The following is a 24,965-nucleotide window of genomic DNA, read 5'->3' on the forward strand; positions in this document are numbered from 1 at the left end:
GGCGTCGAATGGAGCGGTGGAATGCGCGCGCTGCGCGTTCGGTTCTAGCGCCATTGTGCACAGTGCGCACGATACAGCCATTCTGGGCGGTCACCACCGTCACGCTGGCACAGCGTCGACATTTGGCTCCGCAGGGTGGATGTGCTGGACTGGAATTCGCTACGCTCTGAGGGGCCGCGCTCGGGGAAAAGAGGGGCGCTTCAGTCCGGCACACTTCGCACAGCCCAGGCCCCGCATAAACTTTCTGTAACCGTCACTCCTTACCAACTCCTCACCAGAAAGGCATGGCATGTTGCGTGTGCTGGGCAAGACGTCATCGATCAATGTCCGCAAGGTACTCTGGGCCTGTGCCGAAATGGACATACCCTTTGAGCGAGAGGATTGGGGGGCCGGTTTCCAGTCGACCCACACCGCTGCATTCATGGCACTGAATCCCAACGCCATGGTGCCGGTCATTCAGGACGGCGATTTTGTGCTGTGGGAGTCGAACACCATCATTCGCTATCTGGCGAACTGCTACCACGGAGCCTGGCTGTATCCGATCGAAGCACAGGCGCGGTCGCGGGTCGATCAATGGATGGACTGGCAGGCGACGGACCTGAACACATCCTGGAGCTATGCCTTCATGTCGCTGGTGAGGCATTCTCCCGAGCACCAGGACCGCCATGCGCTGGCCACCGGCTGCCGCGAATGGTCAATGCATATGGCCATCCTGGATCGGCAACTGGATGCAACGGGTGCCTATGTGTGCGGCGAGTCGTTCTCTCTGGCCGACATCCCGGTCGGCCTGTCGGTGAACCGCTGGTTTGAAACACCGTTGGCGCACGCTGACTATCCCGCGGTGCGGGGCTATTACGAGCGCTTGAGCCTGCGGCCTGGCTATCGCCTGTACGGCCGAAACGGCACGCCGTGAGCGGCTGCCTTGCTTCCGGCTGGCGGCCTGGTGTGGAGGATGCTTGCCCGCCTGAAGGCCCAGTCCGCCCATCACGAGGCTGGGCCTGTCCTCTCGTTATCAATCGCTTTCTGCACCTCGCGGTAGAAGTTCTCACGCGCTTGCGTAGCTTGGGGGTCGCGCGCACCGCCGGCCCAATTGGCGTTGGACACGATCACCAGCTTGCGTTGCGGATCGATAAAGATGCCCTGCCCAAAAATGCCGCGGGCCGTATAGCTGCCATCGTCGTAGGTCCACCATTGGTAGCCGTAACCACGCCCGGGAATACCGATCTCCGTGCGCTTGGTGGTCGCTTCCGCCCACCAGCCGTCGGGCACGATGCTCTGGCCGTTGACCTGGGCGCCGTTCAGAATGAACAAGCCCATGCGGGCATAGTCGCGCGGCGTGGCCTGCACGCAGCAACCGCCAATCTCCTTGCCGGTCTTGCTCAAGATCCAGGTGGCTTGCTGCTCCATGCCGGCGGGAACCCAGATCTTCTCGGACAGGTAGGTGGCCAATGGCTTTCGTGTGGCTTGCTGTACCAGCGTTCCCACAAGATTCGTCTCGCCGGTGCTGTACAGCCAGCGGGTGCCGGCAGGTGCTTCCCGCGGCAGCTTGCGCATATAGCTCACCAAGGCTTCCACGCCTGCCTCGGGCTGGTGGTTGTTGAACCTGGCCACGTCCGAGTTAGGGTCGGAATAGTCTTCGTTCCACTTCACGCCCGAGGTCATGGTCAGCAGCTGCCGCACGCTGACATCGTCGTAGGCCGAGCCCTTGAGGTCATGGATATAGAGGCTCACCTTGTCGTCCAGGCTCTTGATGAAGCCGTCCTTCACCGCAGCCCCGACCAGCGTGGAGGTAAAGGACTTGGCGACCGAGAAGCTGGTCCAGCGCCCCAGCCCATCAAAGCCCAGGCCATAGCGTTCCAGGCGCAGCTTGCCGTCGTGCACCACCAGCAGCGCGGCACTGCGCTGACCGGCCATGTAGGCATCCACATCGCTCTGGAGCTGGAGCGGCGGCCCCGGTGGCAGCGAAGAGGGATTGCCACTGGCCGCCACCACATTCGCTTTGGCGAGTATCGGCAGACGGTCCAGCGCACGGAAGGCCGCATCGCGTTGTGGCACCGTCCAGAACAGCACATCGCGGTTGGTCGGTACGGTGGCCAGAAGCGCCCGCGTTTCCTTGTCCAGACTGAACCAGCCCCCCACGACAGCGGCAGCCAGAACGGCCAGGCTACCCAGCACCACTTTCTTCAATGACACGTGCGTCTCCTTGGGTTGGAGGAAGAACCGTTGCCCACAGCAGGGACAGGCCGTTGCGCATTGCCTCGGCTTGCCTGGATACTACGGAGCGGTTTGGGGCCGCAGGGAAGGCTGTTGCTCCATCTCGACAGGTGATTGCCCTAGCGCCGCAGGTCCCTATTCAGTTCTATGCCTGGTCCAGTCCAGTTGAAGTCTTGGCCAGAACTCCCATGGGAACGGCAGCAGCTGGCTTTGAACTGGCGACAACAATCTGGTCGATCCACTTCTCACTTCAGTCTTTGCAATGGTCATTCCTCCCTTGGGTAGCATGCCCCGCTCGACGTCTGACATGCATCGGCTTTTGCGCCGTGTGGTTGCCGTCGAGCGTGATGAAGTGAAGGCGCTGCTCCTGGGCTTTGCCTGGTTCGGCTGCCTGTTGTCGGGCTACTATCTGCTGAGACCACTGCGGGACGCCATGGGCCTTGTGGGCGGGCCGCAAGAGCTGCGCTGGCTTTTCACTGCCACCTTCATCACCATGCTTTTGATGGTGCCGGCGTTTGGCCTCCTGGTCACGAAGTTGCCACCGCGGCGGTTTGTACCGCTCGCCTATCGTTTCTTTGCGGTGACCTTGCTGGTCTTCAGTGCTGCGATGGCCCTCTACGCTGACAGCGTGTGGCTGGGCAGAACCTTCTTCGTGTGGGTGAGCGTCTTCAACCTGTTCGTTGTCAGCATTTTCTGGAGCGTGCTGGACGACTGCTTCAGCAGTGAGCAGGGGCGCAGGCTCTTCGGATTCATCGCTGCTGGAGGGACGCTCGGCACCATCATCGGGCCCGTATTGGCTGCCACGGCTGTGAGCGTGCTCGGACCCATGGCGCTTGCTTTGCTCGCGGCCTTGCTCCTGGAGGTGGCGTTGCGGTGCTTCCGCGGGATATATCCCGGCCCATCCAGGGCAGTCGATGACAGCGTTGAGGCACCACATCCCCATTCGAGCCCGCTGGGCGGCCAGGTGTGGGCGGGGCTGTCCTTGATTGCCAGGTCCCCCTACCTGTTGGGGATATGTGCGTATCTGCTGCTGCACACGGCTGCGTCAACCTTTCTGTACTTTGAGCAGGGCCGAATCGTTGCAGAGTCGTTGACCGATACCGTCTCGCGAACCCGGTATTTCGCCGCAGTCGACTTCAGTGTCTCGTCGCTGACGCTGGCATTGCAAGTCTTCGTCACCGGGCGGCTGATGAAACGATTCGGGCTGGTGCTTTGCTTGGCCATACTGCCCGTTGTGACAGTGGCTGCGTTTGGCGCGCTCGCGCTGGCGCCGACGCTGTTGGTACTCGCCCTTGTTCAAGTATCAAGGCGCGCGCTGGATTACGCGATTGCCAGACCGGCACGCGAGGTGCTGTTCACCGTGGTCAGCCGTGAAGAGAAATACAAGGCAAAAAATGCCATCGAGACGCTGGTGTACCGTGGAGGCGATGCCGTCAGTGGCTGGTTGTCTTCGGCGCTGTCTGCACTTGGGGTGGGGCTGGGAGGCATTGCTGTGGTGGCCATGCCGGTAGCCGCAACGTGGTGTGCCCTGTGTGTGTGGCTGGCGAAGCGCCAGGACAGCATGCGACAGAGGGCTGATGCCTCCACCACCAAGGAATCTGTAACTACTTCGGAGGCCATATGACCGAACCCATTGGACCGTGCTCTGCTGGCATCAACCGGGCACAGCTCCTGCGAGCCACTGCGGCGGCAGCGTTCTCCGCAACCCTGGGCCAAGGCGCGTTGGCCGCGACCGCTGGGGCCCAGGGAGCAAAGATGCTCTCACGAAGAATTCCATTGACGGGTGAGCTCCTCCCGGTGGTCGGCTGTGGCACCTGGCAGGGCTTTGGCCATGCCCCGGGCAGTGCGGAATATGCGCGTCTGCCAGGTGTGGTGGAGGCACTCTTCGATGCGGGTGGCACGGTCCTGGACAGCTCTCCCATGTACGGCCGTTCCGAAAAGACCACCGGGGAGCTTCTGGCGAAATCAAACCACCGTACCAAGGCATTCTTGGCGACCAAGGTCTGGACTTCCGGGCGAGAGGCTGGAATACAGCAAATGGAAGCCTCCATGTCCCAGCTGGGCGTGAACAAGCTGGACCTGCTGCAGGTCCATAACCTGGTGGATTGGCAGACGCACTTGAAGACGCTGCGGGAGTGGAAAGCGCAGGGCAAGGTCCGGTATGTGGGCATCACACATTACACGCCGTCAGCCTTCCGTGAAGTGGAAGCGGTGCTTCGCAAGGAGCAACTGGACTTCCTGCAGATTAACTATGCTTTCGATGACCAAGATGCTGCCGATACGCTGCTTCCTCTGGCGGTGGACAAAGGCGTCGCCGTGCTGATCAATAAGCCGTTTGGTGGAGGCAGTCTGCTACGTGGGCTGCGGGGGAAGCCTTTGCCAGACTGGGCTCAGGAAATCGGTTGCACCAGCTGGGCGCAGGTGTTGCTGAAGTTTGTGCTCAGCAATCCGGCTGTCACTTGTGTCATTCCAGGAACCAGCCGTCCCGAGCACATGGTGGACAACGCCAAGGCCGGGATGGGGGTCATGCCCGAGCCGTCGTTCTGGCGGCAACGCTCGCTCGGCATCTGACAGGGAAGGGCTGACTGGCTGATCTGTTTCGACTCGGCGGCCGGGCTCGCGCAGGGCCGTCACATCGCCAATGGCTTGCCGCTTCGCTGACAACGAATCTGAGAACAATGCACCGGCCGGGCGAATACCAGTCACACGTTGTTGATTCGATCGTGCTCGCGAGCGGGTGCTGCGCGCGGCGTGATGATGGGTTGGATGTCTCGCTGGTGTGCTGAAGGTCTCCGATCAGACCGTGGCTTCGCTGCGCACCTGCACCCATTCCGGGCAGTAAAGAATACTGCGGCAGATACAATTGAGAACTGTTACAACATGCCGCCCGACCTCCGCAGGTAGCACGGTTTCCTCCCCCGCTGCCGGTCAGCACTTCGGGAACGCCAATCCGGAGTGCAGGCAGATCGCCGCGAGCCGTGCCATTTTCATCGACCTCTTTCGCGTGTCATACCCTCCCGCCGGCCAGGCTCTGGCACGGGGCGCGAGGTGCTGCCTCATGAACGCACGTATTCCCGACGGCGGCGTGGCGTCAGACGATGAGTCCTCGACGCGCGGCGCGCTGGCACGCACCTATATGCGCCTGCGGGCGCCGCTGCAGCGGTTTCTGGGACGCAACATGCAGCGCAGGGAGGACGCGGAGGATGGCGTGCAGGAAGTTTTCTTGCGCTACGCAGCCACAGGCAAGCAGCTGCCCGAAGACCAGGAGGCCGCATACCTTCACACGGCCGCACGCAACGTGTCGCTCACCGCCTGGCAGCAGGCGGCACGGCGCGAAAGCATTGAAGCTGTTTCGCTGGACGAGCACACGGACATCGCAGAAGGACTGCCAGCCGACGAGGCCGCCGAGCCGTTCAACCGCGTTGAACGCGACCAGCGCTTGAGCCGTATCGAGGAAGCCATTGCCGAACTGCCCGAGCGGCGTCGTGAGGCTTTCGTGCTGCACGCTATTGACGGATTGACTCAGACCGAGGTGGCAGAGCGCATGGGCATTACGCGCCGTATGGTCCACAACCATGTCACGCTGGCCTATGCCTATTGCCAGATTCGCGTCCGATACCGTACCCCAGATGAAATGAAGATCGCTCAGGCGTTGCAAGCGGACGAAGCCCCATGACCAAACTCACCCCTGAACTGGCGCAGCGTCACCAGAGGGCCGCAGACTATTTTGTGCGGCGGCGCGAGTGCGATTGGACCGGTGCGGACGAGCGGGAGCTCAACGCATGGCTCAACGATCCTGTCAACCGTGGCATCTTCGAAGACCTGGGTCGTGTGGAGCTCGATCTGCAACAGATTCAACGTCCCCGGCTGGCATCAGATCGGTCGCAGCAAGACACAGTCGCTGATGGCAAGCGTGCTGGAATGAAGCGGCCAGAAGTGGCGGTGGCCCGTGGGAGTGCTGTGTCGTGGCTGCCCAGGCGCCGCGCGCTGGTTCCGGCGCTGCTTTCTGGACTGCTGATGGCCAGCGGCGGTTGGTACTGGTGGGGCAACCATGCTACCTATGCGCTGCACGTTACCACCGGGCCAGCTGAGACACGCGAAGTGGATTTGCCCGACGGCAGCCGTATTGCGCTCAACTTCAGCAGCAGTGTGCGGATTCGTTACTACCCACGGCACCGCGAGACTGAGCTCATCGCCGGTGAGGCGTTCTTTCGCGTGGCCCCCGACGCTGGGCGGCCATTTACCGTGGATAGCGGCATGAGCCAGGTGCGTGTGGTGGGAACGGCATTCAACGTTCGGGCTGCACCGCCGCAGCTCCTAGTCAAGGTGTTGGAAGGCAAGGTCGAAGTGCGTCCTGACCGTACCCGCGAAGACAGGCGCGCGCTGCAGCTGACTGCGGGGACGGGGGTCAGCATCGACCCGGCTACGGGCCAGCACGTTGCCGTCGCTGCCCCAGGCAGCACCGTGGGTGACTGGCGCAACGGCCAACTGGTGTTTGAGCAGGCGCCGTTAGCAGACGTGGCAGCCGATCTGGCCCGCTACCTCGGCGAGTCTGTGTGGGTGGAGGGAGAGCGGCTGCGCAAGCTGCCCGTATCCGGCATGGTCATCACCAGCACGCCAGAGACCTTCCTGCGCTCGTTGCCCGATCTTCTGCCCGTGCGTGTGGACAAGGCGGCCGGGGGCGGGTGGCGCATCTCTCCGCTTGGTTGATGGCGGTAAATGTAAATCAATCAAAAAAAAAATCGCTCTCGACGTTCTCACTTTTGCTGCGGCCGCGGTTTATCTATGTAGGGGCAGGTTTTTCTTGCTCTCGGGTTGCCAGCCAATGCCTGCTCGGTGCAGATCAGCCAACAACCACTCCGACCGCGCCTGGCGCGTGCGGCTCGTCAAATGCTGATGTTCCGGGATTCTTCAACGCCTGTGCATGCCGCTCACGCTGTGGTTGCGCTTTTGTCTGACCCTTTTCCATCTTGACGATCCGTCGCGTGGCGCCTCCCGCACAGGCGGGCAACAGAGACGTAAAACGCAGGATTTGTACATGCGAGCAAAGCAGCATTTGAGAGGTGCCATCGCCAGTGGCGCATTGGCAGGGAACGTTCATGGACGTGGCGCGCGCGGCTTCAAGCCAGCAGCTGCTGCGTGGTGGGTGGCGGCGGCCATTGCCGCCATGGCCGTACCGGCACAGGCCCAGCAGGCTGTGGCGTTCGACATTCCGGCCCAGCCTCTGGCCGGTGCGTTGCGTCTGTTCTCTCAACAGGCTAGGCAGCAGGTGCTGTTCGACCAGGCCACTGTGGTGGGGCGCTCGGCACCCGCAGTGCAAGGCTCTTTCATGCCCCGGCAGGCGCTCGACCGCTTGCTGGCGGGCACGGGCATTGCGGTGGTTGAGTCCCAGCCAGGCGCGTTTACGCTTAGGTCCGCATCTTCGATTGCTCCTGCACAGTCTACTGCCGCAGCCGATGCGACCCTGGCAGCGGTCACAGTTACCGCGCAGGTAGAGCGCAGCGCGACCACGGAAGGCTCTGATTCGCTTGCCGCCCGTGCAGTGAGTATCAATAAAGGGGATCAGGCACTTAAAGATATTCCGCAATCGATCAGCGTCCTCACACGCAAACAATTGGATGAGCAAGGCATCACCGATCTCCGGTTAGCTGCGAACAATGTGACCGGCATGGTGGGAGCGAAGGGGGTCGGACAGGGGATGGTGCTCTCTGCGCGAGGGTTTCAGATCGATTCATGGCAATACAACGGAGTGCCCATCCCCCGCAACAACTACGCTTTGGGAAACTGGGGGACTGAAGGCATGGTGTTTTATGACCGTCTAGAAGTTCTGCGGGGTGCATCAGGCCTGTTGCAAGGTACGGGGAGCCCTGGAGGTGCGGTCAATTTGGTGCGTAAGCGTGGTCAGTCCGAAAAAACTGTTTCGTTGACCGCGCGTGCTGGTTCTTGGGATCGATATGGCTTCCAACTGGATGCTGGGGGGCCACTCAATCAAGAAGGCTCTCTCCGCGGTCGACTGGTGGTGGACGAAGCGCGCAGCCATTCTTTTGTTGACTATGTGAATGACCGCACGCGCTCTTTGTATGCAGCGCTGGACTACGACATCAGCGCTGACACTACGATCGGTTTGGGAATCAGCAACTCAGATAGCAAAGGACGGCCCATGATCCGCGGCCTTCCTCGCTATTCCGATGGCAGCGACCTGAACTTGCCGCGTTCCACGTTTGTCGGTGCTTGGTGGAATCGCGCGAGTATCGACCAGACTACGATTTTTGCCGATTTGGATCACCGCTTCAATTCCGATTGGAAGCTCAAAGTCTCTGCATTGCATTTGAGCGAGAAGAACACGTCTGCACACCAGCGCATGCACGGGAATGTGGCGGCTGATGGCAGCGGGTTGACCTATGCGAATTGGGTGACGGATTTCGATTCCACCAAAGTGGGGATCGATGCCTATGTCAACGGCCGCTTTGAGGCCTTGGGCTTGCGCAACGAAGTCACCTTGGGCGCAAATTACTCCAAATACACGTCTAACGACATGTATGCCCGGACTTTCACACCTGGCGGAAACATTTTCTCCATCGACCATTATCGCCCGTGGCAAAACCTAGACACCATCATGGCAGCAGGTGGTGTCCAGACTCGCACGACATATGACGTGGAACAAAAGGGCGTTTATGGCACATGGCGCGTGCAGCTGACCGAGCCGCTGACAGCCATCATCGGTGCGCGCGTGAGTTGGTACGACTATATATATCGAGAATCGCTGTATGGCACCCAGACTGTCAACACGGCGTCTGCCGAGGTCACTCCTTATGTTGGCCTTGTGTACGCGCTATCTCCCCAGTGGTCGGCCTATGGCAGTACCACCAGCGTGTTTGAGCCGCAGTCCCAGCGCACAGCGGCCGGACGAGTGCTGGACCCGATCATCGGAACGAATTACGAACTCGGCATCAAAGGCGAGTTGGTGGATGGACGCGTGAATACGTCGCTGGCCGTTTTCCGTTATGACCATAAGAACCGGGCCGTCAATGATGTTGCATCAGGCTATGCCTGTGATGGCTGGTATTGCTCGAAAGCATCCGGGAAGGTCCGAAGTCAAGGTATCGAAGCGGAGGTTAGTGGCGAGGTGCTACGTGACCTCCAAGTGATGGCAGGCTATACCTACAACACTACAAAATTCTTGAGTGACCCAAGCAATCAGGGCAAGGTGTTCAGTACATGGACTCCCAAGCACATGCTCCGTACGTGGGCTTCATATCGTCTGCCAGAGGATTGGAATAGGTTCAGCGTGGGAGCAGGTTTTGTCACCCAAAGCCACACCCTCGGCTATGACCGCTCGTTCAAGGTGCCGGGTTTTACGGTGTGGAACATGCGTGTTGCATACCAGGCTACGCCAGAGCTTAATCTAGCGGTGAGTCTGAACAACGTATTCGATAAACGCTATTGGATTCCAGGCTTTGCAGAACAAAACGGGAACAACGATTACGGTGATCCGCGAAACGTGATGCTTACGCTCAAGTACACGCCACGGTTCTGATCACTTGTGGCACTTCCATCATGAAAGAAGGATTTCGCCAATGTGCGGCGTGGCTGCATACATGGTCGGGTCTGGTGGTCGGTTGGGTGCTGTTCTTTGTGTTTGCCACGGGAGCAGCAGGTTACTTCCAGCACGAGATCACTCGCTGGATGCAGCCGGAACGTCTACACGTGGAGCCTCAAGCGTTCCTGGACCAAACACAGGCGGCCACTGTCGCATTACAGCGCCTTCAGCAGGTCGCTCCAGGGGCTACCCGCTGGAGCATTACCCTGCCTCATGTATCGAGAGAAATGCGCAGTTGGCAGAATTTATCCATCAGTTGGGAGGAAATGCCGCAGCCCAGCCATGGTGGGGGCTTAGAAGGAATGGAGCAATTGGACGCTGTCACAGGTGCAGTGCTTTCCGCTGAACCGGAGCCGAGGGCTACTGCCGGAGGGCGCGCTTTGTATCAGTTGCACTACCTACTGCACTATATGCCACGCGACGTTGGGCTACGTATCGTAGGTCTGTGTTCCATGCTCATGTTGATTGCCATCGTGACTGGTGTCATCACACATAAAAAAATCTTTAAAGACTTCTTCACTTTCCGACCCGGAAAGGGCCAGCGTTCATGGCTTGATGCACATAACGCCATCAGCGTGACGGCCTTGCCTTTCTTTCTGATGATCACGTACAGCGGGCTGGTGTTCGCTCTGTTCGCATACATGCCTGCGGGACGAACCGTGCTTTATGGTTCTGGTCCTTCTGGACAAACGACCTTTGCTAACGAGCTATTTGAGCGAGGTGGGCACAAGCATGTAGCCATTGGATTTCCCATCGTATCCGTCCCTACTCTGATACGTAAAGCGGAGTCCGCTTGGGGCACAGGCCAGATTCAGACCGTCAATTTGGAGCAGCATGACGGTGAGCCACCCGAGGTTCTCCTGAGTCAGGTGCAGGGGCGCAGCCTTGATTTCTGGAACTCGGCCACGCTGCGTTTCAATGCCGACACCGGGGAGGCTTTGTCAGAAGAGCCGCGTGTAGGCGGTAGCGCTTTGCTGACTCAAGGGGTGATATTCAATTTGCATGAAGGGTTGTTTGCAGACATTTGGGGGCGCTGGCTGTACTTCATTGCAGGCTTATTGGGCTGCGCGATGATCGGCACGGGATTGGTGTTATGGACCGTCAAGCGGCGCAAATACCACATGGCTGCTGGGCTCGAAGGAGGGGAGCATTTTGGTGTGCGCTTGGTGGAGACACTTAATGTCACCACTATCGCTGGCTTGCCACTGGCTATGGCCGCGTATTTTTTGGCCAACCGGCTGTTGCCCGTGGAAATGACGGACCGTGCAGCCTGGGAAGTTCACACATTGTTCGCCGTATGGTTGGGGACGTTGTTCTATGCACTTGCCCGCCCGTTGGTGCGCGCCTGGGTAGAACTTCTCTGGGGTTGCTGCCTGACCTACGCGTTCGTTCCGGTGGTCAATGCACTTACCACCAATCGCCATCTGGGCCGTAGCTTGCTGGCGCGCGATTGGGTGTTCGCAGGGTTTGATCTAACCATGCTGGCACTGGCCGTTCTGTTCGCCGTGTTGGCAGTGAAGGTCCGACGGCGCGTAGTAACTCGGCATGCGTCTGAGCTGCACATGCCCCGGCCGGCGCAGGGCAAGGGGGCTGTGTGAGCAAGGCCTCCACTCTTACCACCGCCTATCGCTGGTCCGTCGCATCGCGGGTGGCTGCCGCCACGATCGGCGGGTATGCGCTGGCATCGGCCGCCACTGTGCTGCTCGCGCTGCTGTGGCCTGTGCCCAAGGCGCAAGGTGTGCTCTGGGCCACCATGCTCAGCTTTGCGGTCTACACCGTTGCAGTGGTCTGGGTGTTCTCGACCCGCAGCGCCGCGCGGGCATGGATTGGGATGGCAGTTGGTACTGCTGTGTGCGCGGGCCTGGCATGGCTTTTGATGTTGGGAGGTCGCGCATGAGCATTCCACTTCAAACCGGCGCCCATCTGGGTATTCTGGCCGTGAGTTGTGCGGGCTTCTTCGCGCTGGCGCTGGCGACGGAACGTCACGCAGAACATCTGCTGGGACGTTTGCTCGCAACGCGCTGGCGGATGCTGGCGCGCATCGCCGGTTGGCTGCTGCTTGCGGTGTCGCTGGTCTGGGCTGTCGATGCGCTGGGTACAGGCATAGGCATTGCTCTGTGGCTGGGCTGGCTGAGCATCGCGGCATTGGCCTGGGTTTTCATGTTTCCCTGGTGGCCTTGGCAGCCGCCATTGCGGGAGCAACCCATGCGCAAGGCAAAAGCACAGCCAGAAGAGGCTGTGACACCGCAGAAGACCCGCACGCGCCGAGTCATCGCCACGGGCCTGCTTGTACTCACGATGGTTGGCTTCTTGCTTGCGCTGGCCCGTGTGGAGGTTCCGCCGCTCAAGCGGACCGATGCGATACAGGGCACGGTGGGCCCATGGTCCTTCACTTTCGCAGAAGCCAACCGAGGAGCCCCTGAAGTCGTGGAGATGGATGTCCCGATGAAGGAGTACCAGCTGCGTTTCTGTGAGACCTGCGATAGCGACATCCGCCAAGCCTACTTGAAGGTGAGCAAGCCCCGCTCGGCACGTGCCCTTGGCATGGCTTTCATGGGGCAAATCTGGAAGCGACACGTTGAAATCCCGCTGCCCTCAACAACCCAGCATGACAGCGAGTTGTGGCTGACTGTCGTTGGAAAGGACGGAGCGATCCATCAGACCGCACTGCGTATGCACCATGTTTCGCCAGCCACAGTGGTGTGGTTCGATGAACAGAGGGAAGCCCATGCTTCGCACTGAACGAATGACCACCCGCTGGCTGCTCGCTTTGGGTTTTGCACTGGGTAGTGTCACGGTGTTGGCACATGAACCTGTCGCCCGCTGCTTCCTGCTGGACGAGTCCAGCGTGCGCTGCCGTGGTGCAAGCAACGACGGCGATGAGATGCCGGGCGCGCGCATGGAAGTCATCGCGCTGGATGGCACCACCTTACTGGAAGGCAGGTTGGGCGCGGACTCCACCTGGACCTTCAGAAAGCCAGCGCAGCCGTTCTATGTGCTGTTTGACACCGGTCCGGGATTGCAGGTCACCGTCGAGCAGGAAGAAATCACTGTACCTCCCCTCGGCCGCACGCCGCGCTGGATGCGCACGCCATAACCCCCAAAAAAAGGACAGGCCATGTTGCAGTTCCATTCATCACGATATTCCACGCTGCGGAGGTTCTGCACCGGCTTGGTCTTCACAGCAGGGTGGCTTGTTGCCACATTGGCGCGCGCCGACTACCTCTGGATTCAACCCGAAGCGAATGAGGCCAAGGTTTTTGCGGGCGAACTGCGCAATCCGCTGGAGCGTCTGCCTGTGCTGCTGGATGCCAAGGTCGTGCTGCCAGAAGCTGGCAACGTTCCGTATGAGCCTGCATCGGATCACTTCGGTGTTCCGAAGGCGACGGGGGATATGCGTTTCACGGCCACCCGTACTGGCGCCGATGGAGTACTGACCTACTACCAGGCCCGCTTTGGCAGAACGGAGACCAAGTCCGTCAACGATCTGGAACTGGTACCCACGGAGTCCGGCGGCAATACCTACCAACTCGTCTTCAAAGGGCGGCCTGTGGCTGCCAGCCAGGTCAATGTGGAAACCAGCGAAGGCTGGCGCCGTACGCTGACCCCGGCCAAGGACGGCACCGTCAGCTTTGTGCCTTACATCCCGGGCCTGTATGTCCTCGAAGTCACTGCCCGCGTGAACAACGGCAGTGTCACTCTGAACGGCAAGAAGTACGACGACGTGCGCCACACCGCCACGCTCAGCTTCGAGGTTTCCCGCTAATGGCTATCCGTTCCATGCAACGCCGGTTCTGGCCCGGTGGGGGGAAACTCGCACTGGTGATTCTTGCCGGGGTGGTGGTCGCCGCTGGATGGACGCTGCTGCAGCCTCCGCCTGCTCCCACGTGGCAGAGCGCCAGGTTCGCGCGTGGCGACATCGAGTCCAGCGTCGCCGCGATTGGCACCTTGCAGCCTGTTCGCTCGGTGGACGTCGGTGCCCAGGTCTCCGGCCAGATTACCCGCATCCATGTTGCCGCTGGCGATACGGTCCAGAAGGGGCAATTGCTGGCCGAAATCGACGCCAGCGTGCTCGTTGCCACGGTGGAGTCCGGACAGGATCAGATTGCCAGCCTGCGCGCCCAGCTAGACGATGCACGGGCCCAGGCGGAACTAGCAGGGCAGCAACACAGTCGTCAGCGGTAGATGGCGCGCGACGAATCCACTCGATTGGAAGACGTGCAGACCGCTGCCGCGACGTTGCGCTCGGCGCGCGCCAAGGTCGCGCAGTATGACGCCACAATTCGCCAGACCATCGCCACCCTGCGCGCCGATGAAGCGCCGCTGGACTACACGCGCATCTATGCGCCCATCGCCGGTGTGGTGACGGGCATCGATGTCAAGGAAGGCCAGACGCTCAACGCGAGCTACCAGACTCCTACCATGCAGCGCAGTGCCGATTTTTTACGGAAGACGGTGTGGACCGACGTATCCGAGGCGGAACCTCGCCACGTCAAAGCCGGCGAGACTGCATACTTCACCCCGCTTGGGGGCGACGAGTGTCGGTGGATCGGGGCGGTGCGGCACGCTTTACTCGGCGCAGGATGAGGTTGTGCAGTTGAAGGCTCAACGCTTGCAGGCAGCGGTGGCGCTTTATAAGGCCTTGTGCGGCGGTTGGCAGAAACCGGCTCGGCCAGCCTATACAAGAGCGACAACGCTGTGGAAGTCTTTGCAATGAAAGAGGCTTCCATTCTCCAGAAATTGCGCACCGCAAAGCTGCGCCCGACCATTGCACGCATCGGTGTCATCCAGGTGGTCCAGGCCTCTGGTGAGGTGGCCATCAGCGCAGAGGAAGTCTTGCGCCGACTGTCAGATCGCGGGGTTCCCACCAGTATCGGAACGGTCTACCGTGTGCTCAACCAGTGCGAGCAGACCGGAATAATGCAACGCGAGTGGGGCAAAAACCGAAAGGCGCTCTACCGGCTTAAACCCTGCGGTCTGGGTGCGCAGGCGCTGAGTCTGTTGTGCCGGCGTTGCGGCCGCCAACTTCCCGTGGAAGACGCTGCGCTTTTGCAATGCGTGCTTGGCGTAGCCCAACGCATGGGCATCAGCGTGGGGTCTGAGACGATCACCATCGAGCTGGCCTGCACAGGATGCAGCACGCGGCCGACAGCTGCCAGGTGCGTGCATTCGAGCTGCACAGAGGGTATCAGCGAGGACTTGCCTGCCTGAAGTAAGCGGGTCGATCTGGCTGGAATGATCAGAAAATTGACGGTGGATAGAAAAGAAAAAGCGCCCTGAGAGGCGCTTTTTCTTTGTCATTTGGCGGAGGCTGTGAGATTCAGTCTTAGACTTTGAAAATTATTTCAAATCAACAACTTGCGTTGCTGATGAAAAGGCTCTGTGTACCACCTTCATGGACCACAGATCGTACCAAAGAGAGTCCTGTTCTTCCAGCTGCTTGATGCTCATTGGTTCCAATGTTTCGTGGACAGTGCATTGATTTCACCGGACAACTCACCACTCAACTTGGACAGGCTGCTACTTCTGCTTTCGGCCCAGGGAAGTCCTCGACTGATTTGTCACAAACGACCGCATCGGCTGAGAGCCGTCGTTCACCTTTTACGCAGCTTGGAGCACCAAGGGCCCTAATGGTGGCGCAGGTAAGCGGTCGTTCGTTCTCTCCAGCAATCTACCCGTTGCGATCATCCAGATTTCAATCTCACCGTCCGAGAGCAGTCTGCCGCTCAAATCGAGCCAAGCTAGCCAGCTTCCGTTCAACGCAGGCTTGCTTCCGTCTCCGTTACAGTTACCCCAAAACACCAAAAGGGGAGCTATGACAAAGAGCGGAGGTGCGGTTCGGATTCTTACGGAGCCAAGTGCTGCTACGGCGCTCTTGGGAGAGGTCGTACAGGCAGCAGACAGCGACCGAGACGCGCTCGGATTTTTCTCGCGCAGCGTCTATGCGGACTTCTGTCGCAAAGGGCAGTTGTTTGTGGCGGTCGAGAGTGACGGTCGCGGTGAGACGTATGTGGGTCATCTGTTGTTTGACCTCCGCTTCCCCAAAGCGCACGTGCGGCAGATCTATGTTCCTAAGGCAAATCGCAGTCGAAACATCGGTCGAGCGCTGCTTGATGCCTTGAAGGACATGTCGACGGAGGCACAGTTCATTTCGATTCATGCCCGGGTCGCTGAAGACCTCAAAGACGCCAACTTGTTCTGGGAAGCGCAGGGGTTCTACGCCCAACGCGTTGAACCAGGAGGGGCTAGTCGCAATCGCATGATCGTGGTTCGCGCCCATGAACTTGACACCCCTCAGCTCTTTGCGCCTAGCGGAATCAACGCCGTTGACCCACTCGGGCTAGATGCCTTGGAGGGCGGTGGCAAGCCGCTCTACCTTCTGGACTTGAACGTGCTTTTCGACCTCGGGCCTCGCCGGCCTCGGTACGAACTAGCCATGAGTGTTTTCAGGGCCGAGCGGATGCGGACATGTTCACTGGCGATTAGCAGCGAGATTGAGACGGAGCTGCGCCGCACCGCCCACGACGGTAAGACGGATCCAATGCTTTCGTTCGCAGGAACTCTTGCGAAGTTCTCGACGCCACCCGACAACGAGTGGCAGCGCCTTTCGCCGATGCTTGCCGAAATCGTGTTTCCCCAGCGCCATGCGTCGGGCTCACTGTCGGAGAATGACAGGTCTGACCTGCAACACCTCGCAACGGCGATTCACCACGGCCTGCCAGGGCTCATAACCAGCGACGGGCGAATTCTTGAGCGGGCACCTGAGCTCAGAAGGCGGTTTGGGGTGGACGCAATTTCGCCCGAGCTGTTTCAGGTCGAGCCCGACCACACCGCAAGTCCTGTAGTGCACAAGGCCCATAGTGCGGACATCATCGAGGTGCAACCCGCATCGGCAAGCGATGCAACGGCCGTTCGGAGTCTGTTGACGAACCTTGGCCTCGACACTGCGACCCAGGTTAACGAATGGGCCGCGACTGAGGCCGGCAATTCGGCGTGCTTGCGCCACGTGGCGCGATGCAATGGTGTCGTCGCTGGCTATCTAGTAATGCCGACGAGAGTTCGTGGACAGGAAATTCGAGCTTTTGCGGCGGTTGCCGAGGACCAGAGAGACGCATACGAGATTGCCCAAACCTTGCTCCGACACGTTCTGAGCATCGTGAAGCCAGGGGATGTCGGCCGGGTGCGGTTGAGCTGCCCTCCGCGTCAAGCCACGCTTCGTGAAGTCGCGGCAACCTTCGGCTATGTGGCGTCCTCATCGACGTCGGACGACCTTCAGAAGATCGTCGCCAAAGGGCGTATGACAGAACGGAACTGGAATGTCGGACGCAAATCGTTGGCGGCAGTGAGCAAACTAGGTTTGCCAGACACGACCCCACCGTTCCGACACGTCGATCAGCAAATTTCAGTGATTCGACCGGACGGGCAGAAAGTCTTGGTCCCGCTTTTCAAGTTGGAGTCCTTGCTGGCACCGATGCTCATGTGCTTGCCAGGTAGAGAGGGTGTGATGGTCCCCCTCCGAAAGCAATTTGAGGAGCATCTCTTGGCGGACTCACCGCAGGACTCCTTCCTACCCCAAGGAAAGGCCCAGCTCGCACCGTTGCGCCACTACCTGAGCGATAAGAAGACGCTTAAGAACTATTCGCGCGGTGATTTGATGTTCTTCTATGAGCCCGTGAAGAACGGAGGTTCCGGCGCTGTCATTGCGGTTGGTCGCGTACTACGTGCCTACCTTCGCGATGAGTCTGCCATGCAGGCCGACGACTTGGCTCCCTCGGTTCTGGATAGCAGCCAACTCTCCAGCATCGGGGTCGCGAAGACCAAGACCATCACAGTGTTCGACAATGTGTTGCGCTTGCCCAGGCCTGTACCGTTGCATGATCTCAAAGCTTTGAACTGCGGCGAGGCCCACCAACTGATTACTTGCCAACGACTGTCTTCCGAGCAGGTTCAGGCGATCCTAGAAAAAGGCCTTTGATGCAACCGAACCAGCATGTGCTCATATCACTTGACGAGCGCCATGCAAACAACATCCTCGCTGGTACTAAGCAAGTGGAGCTAAGGCGCAGAACCATGCACGTTGAGCCAGGCTCGACGGTTTGGTTCTACGTGAAAAAACCTGTAGGTGCAGTCGTTGGTTTTGCGACCGTGGGCACGACCTACTCGGCCGCGCCGAGCACCGTCTGGCGTAAATACAGCTCCGTCTCAGGCCTCAGAAAGTCCGAGTTCATGAGCTACTTTGACGGGGTGGCTGTGGCGTCGGCGATGACGCTGTCTGGCGCTAAGAAATTGAAGAAGCCCATCACGCTTGAAGCCCTTCGGACAGCCATGCCGGGGTTTCATCCGCCGCAGTTCTATTGTCGACTTGAGGCCAATTCACCGGTCAGGCGGGGCCTTTTAGCAGTGACCGCCTAGGGTTGCAGCTATCTAGGAAAAGCTGGTCGATTCAGTTGGAGGACTGCTTCCGCTGCAAAGCACACGCTCGTTGCCGATTCCGGAATGGCCGCAATGGGTCAAATGAGGCCGCTATAGCATCATTTCGATAGAAATAAGCTATAGATTAATTAGGGAAAATTAATACTGAAAAAACTACCTTTGTTTGAGGACAGTTTTTGAAAACTTCGATGCTTCAAAAAATATAGCAATCATCTTGTGATCAAAAAAGACTAGCGGGCCGATGAACAATCTAGCCATCGACACCTACCTGGAGGCCTCATGTCTATTTTGTCTTTTGACGCTTTTTCTAAGCCTTCCGACCTTCATTACGAAGCCATTGCGGCTTGTCTTAGCAACATGCTGGACCTAGCTGAAGGATATAGCGGGCAGTCTGAATGCGCTCAGCGAATATTGCTCTCAATCTATAGCCCTAGTGATTTCAAAATTAGCGGATCTGACTTCACTAACCTCGATGTCCCGCACATTCACAACGCAATCCATTTATTGCATGAGTATGGAATGTGTCGTAAACGTATCTTCAGCCTAGTAGAGGGCAGCGAGACCCGTGTACTTAAGCTCGCGGAGCGTGTTCCGATACATCCGTAATCCGAGGGGGTTTCTGTACTATTTCGAAAAGAAGGCTTCAATAGCGCCGGACCAGGACTCGTTGCGAGGCACGAGGTACTTCAACTGTAGAGCGGCACCTTCGAATCATCATGAGGTGTATGAGCTATACATGTTCATATAAATAGCGAGGCGCCCTGCGAAAGTGGGCGAAGTACTTTTAGTTTGACTGCTAAAGGACTGCGTCAAAGGGTGGCTTCACTCCCCCTTGGTTTTATTGCCTAAAGAGAGTACAGAACGTGTCAGTTGTCGGGCTAGTAACGGCGGGGCTGATATGTTGAATGGGATACCGTGGGAAGACGCAAGAATCCCAGCAACCGGCGAAGCCAGCAGTTGCGCGTCGAAAGGCTGGCGGGGCCAACAGAATGTTGGTTGAAGGGTAGTCTTGGCACTTTTGCTAGGAGGCTGGGGCCTATCCGCAACCAAGCCGGAGGCTGAGCCTCCGGCAAGGAAAAGCTCAATATTGAGCTTCTCAACTGGATAGGCCTTAAGAGAATCTCAATATTGAGTAGCTCAACAAACCTAAAAAAGAATTCCTGAGATGTAAAGAGTAGGTGGCGGTGCTGATTTCCACGCAAAACTGCTCCCCAGGGGCTAAGTGGTGATGTGGCAAACCTTGCGCTTGGTGCAGTCGTTACTCAAACTGATGGACCTGCCTTGGGCCGCGCCCGACTACAGCACGGTGTGCCATAGGCAAAAGAGTCTGGATGTTAAGGTGCACTACCTTCCAAGCAGCCTGGGCCTGCACTTGCTCGCTGACTCCACGGGCATCGAGTTCCTGGGCGAAGGCGAGTGGAAAGCCAAGAAGCATGCTGCAGAGCGGCGCAGTCAATGGCTCAAGGTGCATCTGGGTATTGGTGCCGACACTTTGCAGATCCGGGCCATCGTTGTGACCACCAATGAAGTCGGTGACTCGCCTGTGCGTACCGACAAATCTGATCAGTCAAACCAATCTCTAACTATCAGCTCACCAGCAAAAAGGTTTTGAGCGGTGACAGGTTCGGGACGTTGTGGGTTGAGCGGACTGCGTACGGGGAGCAGCCCACAGGCCGGTTTATGCAGCAAAGCCTAGAAGACCGCAATCGATTACAGAATATTCAGGGTAGGATGCTAATTCCTCTGAGATTTAATATCAGCCCTTTCTGTTCAGCGCTTTCAAATTTATGAACCACGCTTGATAATAGAAAAGCCCACCAAGTTTTTGGTAGGCTTTTTGATTAGCGAAGGTGAGGGCGCTTACTTCAGGGCAGCATCGATTGCCGCAGCCTTTTCGGGATAAAGCTTGATCAGAATGTCTTTGCTTTCCGCGACTACCTTTTTGGCATCAGGGCTAGTTGGCGACAGACGGATCAGCCGATCTACGACTTGCTGAAACCAGAGAGGACGCTGAGCCTCCGAGTATCTGAACATGTCCTGCGTACTGGCATTGTGATGGTCGGGCACAAATGGAGCTCCATTGAACTTGCGGCCGAGGTAGGCGCGGCCGGTAGGCATCTCACCGGCATACATCATTTCTTCAGCCGCCTGGCCTTGGCACTTGCGCTCATAAATGAGTGCGGCGTGTCCGGCCATGACGCCAGGATTAGGTGGGGTAACTTGTTGCGTACCGCTATCACCCATGTTTTGGACGATTTCCCAGGTTCGGTCCCAAGGAACGAGAACACCACTGTATTCACACTTGCTATTTGACGCGAATCCAATCTCTCGCTTCACAAAGGGCATGGCCCAGGCTTTTTCGAGCTCAAAGTCGAGATCAATTCCATCCTTATTGGCCACCCGGAACTGAGTGGATGACGCGGCGTCTACGGCCTTATATGCGTGAAACGCAACGTCAGCGGCACAGCCGCTCAGTAAAGCTGTCCCTGCAACGACTACCAAAATAAATAAATTTCTCATATAACATTATTTAAAATAAAAGGCAATTGTCTGCATATGGTAATATTTTACGAGCTAGTCTAGCGTTTCTGCATGAATAATCGAATATGAAATTAATTAAAAATAGTCTTTTAAATAGTTATTGATGCATGATAAGACGCTGTCCTTTATAGCGCCTGCTTTGTCATCTGTAGCTAAAGCTGAGCATGGTTGTAGGGAGTTTATTAATTCTAAACTCTTATTCTTTCCTTTATTTTGCACAACATTGTATTTTCTGATGCTGTATATAACTCCACTGTAAGTTCCAACAGTCGTTCTTCCATTATCAAATCCACGATATTGTCCGCCATCCAAATTTATGATTATTTTTGCAGTTGGATTATCACTGTCGGAGACTAATTTGTGACCTTTGGAGTTGAATATGTTTGCGATATCTGATTCCAATTGTGGATATGAAACTCCAAACATGGGGGCTTCATTTCTGATGTTTAATGTAACTGATACAGTTTCAGCGAAAGAAAGGGTAGAAGTCACAATGCTCAACGCTATAAGTATTTTTTTCATACATCAATTTGTAATAAAAGGTAACACAAGAATAACACAAAAGGCTGCTGAAAAAAGGCTCCATAGGGAGGGGTGATGCGGTTTTTTGCGGTTGACTAGCTAGAGGGTTGCCTGTCGGTGGGGAAGCCAGGTGAGCATGTAAGCCCAGGCTATTGTTGGTCCAATGTCGGCAGCTCTGTCCAGGGTAGCTATGGAAAAGAACATATTCTGAAAACCCTCGCATAGGTGATGGCCTAGGTATGCGAAGGAGGGACAAATTGCATCCCTTTTTTAGAGAGTCTGTCGGTGTGCTATCACCATTTTCACACCTAAGCACCGCAAAGCGGATGCGCTATTACCTCACGTAGAAACTTTCTCAAGTACCAAAGTATTTCCTTACTGCCCAAGGCTGCGCATCACATGCTAATCAGATGCATCTGAAGAAGCTGGTTTTATTGTCCAGCTCTGTGAGTCACCGTGGGTTATGAAAAAAAATGTCTTGAAATACGTATAGCTCTGTGGAAGCGATGATGACGTCGGACTGCTGAGTGGTACTCCAGCCTCTTGCGAAAAGGTCTTTCTGGAGCTTGCTGCGGAAAGCCTGGGTGCAGATAAAGATGATTTTTTCCAACGATAGCTTTTCCTCTCCAATCAATGGGCGTCCATTGATCTGAGCTCTCAACAGCTTTTCAAGCCAATTTAAGAGAAATCGATAGTCGGTAAAATTTTTGCGTGATCGTTCTACTTCAATGAAAAGCACGCGCGAGCCATCGCGGACTATGACATCGGGTCTCTTACCCCAAAAACCTTTTTCGCCTCCACACCAACGACCTTGGGCGATTTCACGTTCCGTGGAGATTCGAAAGCCTTGCAGCAAGGCTGAGATTGCTATTTCATTGGCAATACAGCGATGACGAAAGAATGAGCTGCTAAAGCTTCGCGTCAGGTCTTTACCGCTCTGGGCCTGTAGGCCTAAATCCCGCAAACTACTTGCACCAGCCTCTGATAGAGAGTAAATGGTGCTGCCATCGGGAGCCTTTGCGCAAAGTACGGAGCGCTTATGTCTCAGCCGCTGAAGGGTACGCTGTGCCATGCGTATCGATGAGGGTTTAGCAGGAGTTGCAGCAAGAAGCAGCTCGCCAGCCACCCTATTTTCCCAGTTCGTCCAGCAGAGGGCGGCGAGGTCCTTTGTCCGGAGCCAACCGAAACGCTGCAATCCACGGAGTACTCTAACCTCATTGCTTTTAGCAATGAGCCTGCCATCTTTGTTCTTGTGCATTACGTCTCCTGAAAATACTTTTGTAGACGTATAGCCAATAGTGAGTGTACGTTTGCGTGTACGACGGGAGGTGCACGGGGGATGCGTACAGCGGCGCCGCCGCTGGAGATCACCGCTCGCTTACCCGGGCTGGACGCCCGGCCGCTCCCTCGCTAGGGCTGGACGCCCTATCGTGATCTCAATAAGGCAGGCGCCCCCGTCACTTCGTGATCCCGCTCCGCGGGCCGCTGAACGCGCGGGAAAGTGTCTTACCCTCACCCGCTGGACGCGGCTGGGCTTCGGCCTGCGCTTTGCTTGACGTAAGCCACTTTCCCGCGCCTTCGGCTTTGCGGGGGCGCGGGGCTCACCCCCCACACCCAACCGCCGCACTTGGGTGCGGCTATCGCAGGCACGACGCACTTCGTGCTGTTGGCGATTTGAGTGCGGCTCCCCCGCATCATTCCGTCCGCCTGGGGGGCGGAGCTACATGATGGGCTGTGGCTGGACGCCTTGCCCCACCCAAGTCGTCGCGGTTGCGACGACTGGGCGGCTCCTGGGTTCCGCATGCTTTTTCCCGGTAGGAAAAAACACGCGGCTAATTTTTCTCTCAGCGCCCTGGACCTTCCCATCGTTTGGCTGCGGAGAGAAGTTGTGGGCTTACGCTAGGTAGACCCTCAAGCCATGCTTCAAAAGTGGGAGGTAAAACGACTTTTGGATACTCAATTCTTGAGATGTAGCGTCGAATCGCATCATGGCTATAACCGTTGCCGTAGTACTTTTCACTACCTTCTTCTAGTGAAATCGATTTGTCCTGTTTGCGGGTTGAAGATCGGCCGGTGTATGTGTGCGAAAGCCCTTCAGGCCACATTTGTTCGACTTTCGCAGCACGGATTCGGTCTTCTAATGCATGCCGAAAGCTATGATTTCCATAGCCACTTCCAAAACCAAGTGTGTCACGCACATAGCGTAGAAATGCTTGCGCATACGATCTTCCCCACGCGGGTGACTTTCCGCCTGGCTCTGGTAGAGCTGATGGAAATAGGGGACCATTATCGTAGTGCAGCCTCATATTGGAAACAAAGCCCATAAAACCCAATGCAAGGATTTTCGGATGTATAGGGACCATGCGACTGGAGGCTGAATTTTTTACGGATCGCTCTGGCCCGAGTTCGTCTTCTTCTTCTGAGACTTGTATCTTAATCAGAGACTTCTCAATATCGATGTCATGTGTTTGGAGTTGCGTTGCTTCGCTAACGCGAAATCCGTGCCAGAGGCATAAAAGAGGAATCCAATATCTCGCCCCGAGATCTGATTTCATGTTGCCACGCCACTTTTTCGCTTGTGGGCGGTACCAATCAGAAGTGAATAGTTCGTTTAGTTGTGCACTGGTGTACGGAAGTCGGGGCTGCAAGTGTTCTTGCTCTTTTTTTGCATTTAATTTTGGTAGTACATCCAGCTCGCTTACCGGATTTCTGTCGATCAGGCCATGTGTCTTTGCAAGGCCAAATACCTCGAACAATGCTTTTTTTGCACGTCCCGTTGCGTATTTATGACTCCAAGCATCTTTATCAGAGTTGATGCGAGAGTCGATGAAGTTGTAGATGTCCGCGCTGGTTATTGACGTAACGGGCTTTCCAGTACAAGAAGTGACGAAGCGACGCCAAATACTGAGCTTGGTGCTTCGCGTTTTTGGATTCTGGGTACTTAAATAGGCCTCGTAGCGTAAGGTGAGGCTTTCTAGTCCGATAGATTTTGACGGTTGACTGGTTTCCCAACTGGCAGCTAGCGGAGGTGGAAAATCTGATAAATCAAGGCCTTCAAGCTGCTCTCCTTCTTGTCTAGCAGCGAGAACTTTATAGCCGTGAAGAAATGATTTGAGAACTTGGTATGTGAGCTGTTGCCACTGTTCTGGGCTCGCTTCTAGCTCGTAGCCGCGGAAGGTCAGTAGCTGATGAACTGCACTATGGAATTTCGAAACGTCGCCAGTTTTTAGGCTCTGTTTGATGAGAGCTAGCGTCTCAGGGATAGATGCATCGAGTGATTCGATTTCGTCGAGATCACGGGTTCCTGCTGCTCGTGCTGCAGCATCAGCGTCAAGGCTCTTTAGCCAGAGTGACGAAATTTGTTGCGGCAGCTCGGATGTGAACGCAATTTTCTTAAGACGATGATTGCGGGGCAGTTGAAGGTAGCTCTCAAGCGCTGCTTCATTAGAGTGTCCTGCAACTGCTTCTGTCAGCAGCACATTCGTTTCGACCGCAAGCTTGGCGCAGGCGATCTTTGCAACTTTTTGGTTTTTGCCAAGACGTTGAACAAAGTTCGCTTTGCCAAAGTGCGAGCGAAGGGCTTGAGGGATAGGGCGAACGAACTTAAAGCCGCTCGCATCTTTGCGCATATAGGTTTGCATGTCAGCTTCATTTG

Annotated in this window: 22 protein-coding genes and 1 pseudogene; 18 read left to right on the forward strand and 5 right to left on the reverse strand. The window is 57.0% G+C overall.

The window, feature by feature from the left end; all coding sequences use genetic code 11:
- Positions 1 to 289 precede the first annotated feature (289 nt).
- Positions 290 to 913 (forward strand): glutathione S-transferase family protein, encoded by a 624-nt coding sequence (locus B3349_RS17195; protein WP_291590571.1) that lies wholly within the window; start codon positions 290 to 292, stop codon positions 911 to 913.
- A 71-nt stretch (positions 914 to 984) separates the two neighbouring features.
- Here B3349_RS17195 and B3349_RS17200 read toward each other — a convergent pair whose 3' ends face one another.
- Positions 985 to 2,193: a serine hydrolase domain-containing protein gene (locus B3349_RS17200; protein WP_291590573.1), complete on the reverse strand. Its 1,209-nt coding sequence runs from the start codon at positions 2,191 to 2,193 to the stop codon at positions 985 to 987.
- A 307-nt stretch (positions 2,194 to 2,500) separates the two neighbouring features.
- On the opposite strand from B3349_RS17200, the gene B3349_RS17205 reads away from it, so the two are divergent.
- From B3349_RS17205 to B3349_RS17280, 17 genes and pseudogenes are all read left to right on the forward strand, one after another.
- Positions 2,501 to 3,838: an NTP/NDP exchange transporter gene (locus tag B3349_RS17205; RefSeq protein ID WP_291590574.1), complete on the forward strand. Its 1,338-nt coding sequence runs from the start codon at positions 2,501 to 2,503 to the stop codon at positions 3,836 to 3,838.
- A 29-nt stretch (positions 3,839 to 3,867) separates the two neighbouring features.
- Positions 3,868 to 4,785 carry an aldo/keto reductase gene (locus tag B3349_RS17210; RefSeq protein WP_291590892.1) on the forward strand — a complete coding sequence of 306 codons (918 nt, stop codon included), beginning with the start codon at positions 3,868 to 3,870 and terminating at the stop codon, positions 4,783 to 4,785.
- 487 nt (positions 4,786 to 5,272) lie between these two features.
- Complete coding sequence (locus B3349_RS17215; RefSeq protein ID WP_291590577.1) at positions 5,273 to 5,890, forward strand: RNA polymerase sigma factor; 618 nt, start codon at positions 5,273 to 5,275, stop codon at positions 5,888 to 5,890.
- Positions 5,887 to 6,924 carry a FecR family protein gene (locus B3349_RS17220; protein ID WP_291590578.1) on the forward strand — a complete coding sequence of 346 codons (1,038 nt, stop codon included), beginning with the start codon at positions 5,887 to 5,889 and terminating at the stop codon, positions 6,922 to 6,924. Before B3349_RS17215 ends, B3349_RS17220 begins: the two co-directional genes overlap by 4 nt.
- 214 nt (positions 6,925 to 7,138) lie before the next feature.
- Entirely contained in the window at positions 7,139 to 9,751 is a 2,613-nt protein-coding gene (locus B3349_RS17225) for a TonB-dependent siderophore receptor (protein WP_291590579.1), read from the forward strand.
- Between the two features lie 20 nt (positions 9,752 to 9,771).
- On the forward strand, positions 9,772 to 11,412 hold the full coding sequence (locus tag B3349_RS17230) for a PepSY-associated TM helix domain-containing protein (RefSeq protein WP_291590581.1): 1,641 nt from the start codon (positions 9,772 to 9,774) through the stop codon (positions 11,410 to 11,412).
- Positions 11,409 to 11,711, forward strand: a complete 303-nt coding sequence (locus tag B3349_RS17235) for a DUF3649 domain-containing protein (RefSeq protein ID WP_291590583.1) — start codon at positions 11,409 to 11,411, stop codon at positions 11,709 to 11,711. The genes B3349_RS17230 and B3349_RS17235 overlap by 4 nt, the downstream gene beginning before the upstream one ends.
- The gene (locus B3349_RS17240; protein ID WP_291590585.1) at positions 11,708 to 12,556 is read left to right on the forward strand and encodes a DUF3325 domain-containing protein; all 849 of its coding nucleotides are present in this window, start codon (positions 11,708 to 11,710) and stop codon (positions 12,554 to 12,556) included. Before B3349_RS17235 ends, B3349_RS17240 begins: the two co-directional genes overlap by 4 nt.
- A complete protein-coding gene (locus B3349_RS17245; protein WP_291590586.1) occupies positions 12,543 to 12,911 on the forward strand; it encodes a hypothetical protein in 369 nt (122 codons plus the stop codon). Before B3349_RS17240 ends, B3349_RS17245 begins: the two co-directional genes overlap by 14 nt.
- Before the next feature lie 108 nt (positions 12,912 to 13,019).
- A complete protein-coding gene (locus B3349_RS17250) occupies positions 13,020 to 13,580 on the forward strand; it encodes a hypothetical protein (protein WP_291590588.1) in 561 nt (186 codons plus the stop codon).
- On the forward strand, positions 13,580 to 13,999 hold the full coding sequence (locus B3349_RS17255; RefSeq protein WP_291590589.1) for a biotin/lipoyl-containing protein: 420 nt from the start codon (positions 13,580 to 13,582) through the stop codon (positions 13,997 to 13,999). Before B3349_RS17250 ends, B3349_RS17255 begins: the two co-directional genes overlap by 1 nt.
- Positions 14,000 to 14,401, forward strand: a complete 402-nt coding sequence (locus B3349_RS17260; protein WP_291590590.1) for an efflux RND transporter periplasmic adaptor subunit — start codon at positions 14,000 to 14,002, stop codon at positions 14,399 to 14,401.
- Between the two features lie 111 nt (positions 14,402 to 14,512).
- Positions 14,513 to 15,025, forward strand: coding sequence for a Fur family transcriptional regulator (locus B3349_RS17265; protein ID WP_291590591.1), 513 nt, complete (start codon positions 14,513 to 14,515; stop codon positions 15,023 to 15,025).
- A gap of 604 nt (positions 15,026 to 15,629) precedes the next feature.
- The gene (locus B3349_RS17270) at positions 15,630 to 17,789 is read left to right on the forward strand and encodes a GNAT family N-acetyltransferase (protein WP_291590592.1); all 2,160 of its coding nucleotides are present in this window, start codon (positions 15,630 to 15,632) and stop codon (positions 17,787 to 17,789) included.
- Positions 17,789 to 18,226: an ASCH domain-containing protein gene (locus tag B3349_RS17275; protein WP_291590594.1), complete on the forward strand. Its 438-nt coding sequence runs from the start codon at positions 17,789 to 17,791 to the stop codon at positions 18,224 to 18,226. The genes B3349_RS17270 and B3349_RS17275 overlap by 1 nt, the downstream gene beginning before the upstream one ends.
- Positions 18,227 to 18,604: 378 nt before the next feature.
- The gene (locus tag B3349_RS20685) at positions 18,605 to 18,853 is read left to right on the forward strand and encodes a DUF7673 family protein (protein ID WP_422653290.1); all 249 of its coding nucleotides are present in this window, start codon (positions 18,605 to 18,607) and stop codon (positions 18,851 to 18,853) included.
- Between the two features lie 628 nt (positions 18,854 to 19,481).
- Positions 19,482 to 19,802: pseudogene (locus B3349_RS17280) on the forward strand (transposase); the annotation flags it as partial.
- A gap of 305 nt (positions 19,803 to 20,107) precedes the next feature.
- Here B3349_RS17280 and B3349_RS17285 read toward each other — a convergent pair.
- The 4 genes from B3349_RS17285 to B3349_RS17300 form a co-directional block, all read right to left on the reverse strand.
- Complete coding sequence (locus B3349_RS17285; protein ID WP_291590595.1) at positions 20,108 to 20,767, reverse strand: hypothetical protein; 660 nt, start codon at positions 20,765 to 20,767, stop codon at positions 20,108 to 20,110.
- 96 nt (positions 20,768 to 20,863) lie between these two features.
- Complete coding sequence (locus tag B3349_RS17290; RefSeq protein ID WP_291590596.1) at positions 20,864 to 21,310, reverse strand: hypothetical protein; 447 nt, start codon at positions 21,308 to 21,310, stop codon at positions 20,864 to 20,866.
- 451 nt (positions 21,311 to 21,761) lie between these two features.
- Positions 21,762 to 22,568, reverse strand: a complete 807-nt coding sequence (locus B3349_RS17295; RefSeq protein ID WP_291590597.1) for a hypothetical protein — start codon at positions 22,566 to 22,568, stop codon at positions 21,762 to 21,764.
- A gap of 586 nt (positions 22,569 to 23,154) precedes the next feature.
- Complete coding sequence (locus B3349_RS17300) at positions 23,155 to 24,951, reverse strand: site-specific integrase (protein WP_291590598.1); 1,797 nt, start codon at positions 24,949 to 24,951, stop codon at positions 23,155 to 23,157.
- Between the last annotated feature and the right edge of the window lie 14 nt (positions 24,952 to 24,965).

The sequence above is a fragment of the Comamonas sp. UBA7528 genome (genome assembly GCF_002479375.1).
In the GTDB taxonomy this organism is placed as follows: Bacteria; Pseudomonadota; Gammaproteobacteria; order Burkholderiales; family Burkholderiaceae_C; genus Comamonas.